Origin of the sequence: Aureibaculum marinum (assembly GCF_003813905.1) — a bacterium.
GTDB lineage: Bacteria > Bacteroidota > Bacteroidia > Flavobacteriales > Flavobacteriaceae > Aureibaculum > Aureibaculum marinum.
Genome location: NZ_RPFJ01000059.1, coordinates 1 through 2,551 on the forward strand (window position 1 = coordinate 1; position 2,551 = coordinate 2,551).

3 protein-coding genes are annotated in these 2,551 nt (G+C 31.1%); all 3 read left to right on the plus strand.

The window, feature by feature from the left end; translation table 11 throughout:
• Positions 1-281 precede the first annotated feature (281 nt).
• The 3 genes from EGM88_RS14600 to EGM88_RS15850 all read left to right on the plus strand — a co-directional run bounded on the left by EGM88_RS14600 (position 282) and on the right by EGM88_RS15850 (position 2,103).
• Positions 282-857 carry a hypothetical protein gene (locus EGM88_RS14600; RefSeq protein ID WP_123899165.1) on the plus strand — a complete coding sequence of 192 codons (576 nt, stop codon included), beginning with the start codon at positions 282-284 and terminating at the stop codon, positions 855-857.
• A gap of 225 nt (positions 858-1,082) precedes the next feature.
• The gene (locus EGM88_RS14605) at positions 1,083-1,766 is read left to right on the plus strand and encodes a hypothetical protein (RefSeq protein WP_038528923.1); all 684 of its coding nucleotides are present in this window, start codon (positions 1,083-1,085) and stop codon (positions 1,764-1,766) included.
• Between the two features lie 178 nt (positions 1,767-1,944).
• Positions 1,945-2,103: a hypothetical protein gene (locus EGM88_RS15850; protein WP_162497591.1), complete on the plus strand. Its 159-nt coding sequence runs from the start codon at positions 1,945-1,947 to the stop codon at positions 2,101-2,103.
• Positions 2,104-2,551: the final 448 nt, after the last annotated feature.

Consider the following 2,551-nt stretch of genomic DNA (forward strand, 5'->3'; position numbering starts at 1 on the left):
AGTCAAGTTTATTGGGCATTACAATCTTCCACTCTACGTTTTTTAGCGAAGCTAAAATCCATAGAGGCGAAGTTATTTTACTCACTAACTCAAAGGAAACTTCCTTTGAGTTCCGTATTAACAACAACTAACACTATGTAAAGAGAATAAAACTAACGTTTTACTATCTTTACACATCTTATTGGCATTAATCGAAAAAGAACGGATTGTTTAAAAAGAAAATACTAATAACGCACTACACATCAGTGACTAACAGAGTCTCGAAAAAGACTGATAAAATATTGCACAAAGACATTCGTAAAATCAGTCTATCAGAATTCTCACACTTATTAAGAGAGAATATAGCCGTTGGTCTCTGTCTAAATCCAATTATTGAAAGAATAAAATCAGTAGAGATTGATTTTGATTTTTTTTTCAATAACGATCACTCAGAGAAACAAAGAGAGATATTGAGAGAGTTAGTTTTACTTAATACGCATCATTGGGACATAAACCCAATTGCTTATAATAAACTAAAACTAGTTCTATCCGAATCGATTGCAGCTCTTAAACTTTCAGAGACGGTAACCCAAGAATTTCTAGCATATGAACCAAAAGGACTAGTCTGGAATCAAGAGACTATCAATGCTTTTGATGCATTCATGAACGATAACAGAATGGGAGTTTGGGCTGCTTATAACATGCTGACTTCTCGGAAAAGAGCCATTTTCAATGAAGCAAAGATAGATTTTGAATTAGATGATAATCTCATCGAAATTACGACTTTAGCCGAATTTGAGGAAAACATACTTAAAACAGTAAGAATCAATAATGAACTAAAAGGATTGTTGGAAAAAGAAAGACTAATGCCAACATAACCTATACGCAATGCGGCTGCGGTGGTGCCGAAGCTTCTGAGCTCACCACCCGCCAAAGCTCCGCTTTTGCGTTTTGTAAAATGAAAATTAACTTAAACCAAAACTTTGGCTCACCTCAGTACTAGATTCGAAGATCAGTTTCTCAATCCAGCACTGCGTATAGCCAGACCGTTGTACATAATGCTTAAAAAACTCATACTCATATTCATATTACTAAGTTCTTTCTTGAGTTTTTCTCAAAAGACAAAAGCAATTACTGAATTCAGAAAAGAAATTGACACGATTATTAAAGTTAGAAAGAGTTATTTTAACAATAGAGGTCGTTTAATTAAAGAAGTTCGTTTCGGTGGTTATGATATCATTTCAAAAACTTTTAGAAATAGAATAAAAAATATAACTTATTATAAAAACAGAAAGAAACTAGAAACTAATTGTGAGTATTTTATAAGTTCTGATACTTGTATCGCACTTCCTTTTTCAAAATATAATTATAACAAGAAAAAGAAAACTGAAAAACGAATATTTTATGATTCTGACTCTTTAATTATTTCAATTACAGAAACCAAAGAGTTAAGACAAAAAAAATATGTTACAATTTATGCTTGGGACTTTGACCCTGTAAAAGAACCAAACTATAAAACAGCTTTTGTAATTAAAGATACTTTATTTTTTGACAAAAAAAGGAGAATTTTAGAAAGTTATAGCTACAGAGAAAATTCTGAAAAACCAGTTATTATTGAAAAATACAATTATAGAAAAGATGGTTATACATTACAAAAAGAGTCTTATGGAAAGAAATCTATAATTGAAATTAAATACTCAAAACAGCAAATTTGGGCGAACAAACGAAATTTAGAATATGACTTTTCGAATGGTGAAAATTATTACTATGAATTTGAAAGCTATTAAAAAAGCACTATGTACAACACCATATATAATTTATTGCTAGTTCAAGCCTACTTACGAAAATCCTCGCGGATTTTCTATTCGGTTTGTATTTGCTAAATTAGGTGCTTAAACAACGCAACTAATCTTATACATAAACGTTGCCATTCATTGCTGAACGCACTCAAAACTGAATAAAAAAATGAATAAAATAAGAATTATTGGATTAGTAATTTTAGTAATCGGAATTGTAATCAAATTTGCTGTAGAAAATGATGCAACTGACTTTATTTCTGGAATATTAATTGGTGGTGGGATTGGACTACTTTTGACAGGAAAAGTTGGAAAAACAACAAAATAATTTAAATCTGAGTTTAGCAGGTTTTCGGAATCGCAATCTGAATTGAAAACAAAAAAAATGAACTAAATGCGGAATTTAGCAAGTTGCGGAATTACTCACTCAATCTGAATTGAAAATATTGCGGAATAAAACGCTGATTGAACTCACTCAAAAGCTGAATATGAAAATCGGGATTTGATTGAAAATTTGAACTAAAAAAACAACGAAATGGCAACAACGTATAAAAATAATTGCGGTTTAGTGCTTAATCAAAGGGCGTTTCGTGTTTGTAACGTCTGAATTTCCTTCGGAAATTCCTCGCATACAAACCCGCAACTATTCTTATACAATCACGTTAGGAGTTATTAATACGGATGTTCGTAAAATCCAATGAATATGGAGAGAAATAAGAAGTAAAATAACCGAGACATTGTATTAGATAAAGGGTATTACTTTCACTCTAATCGAC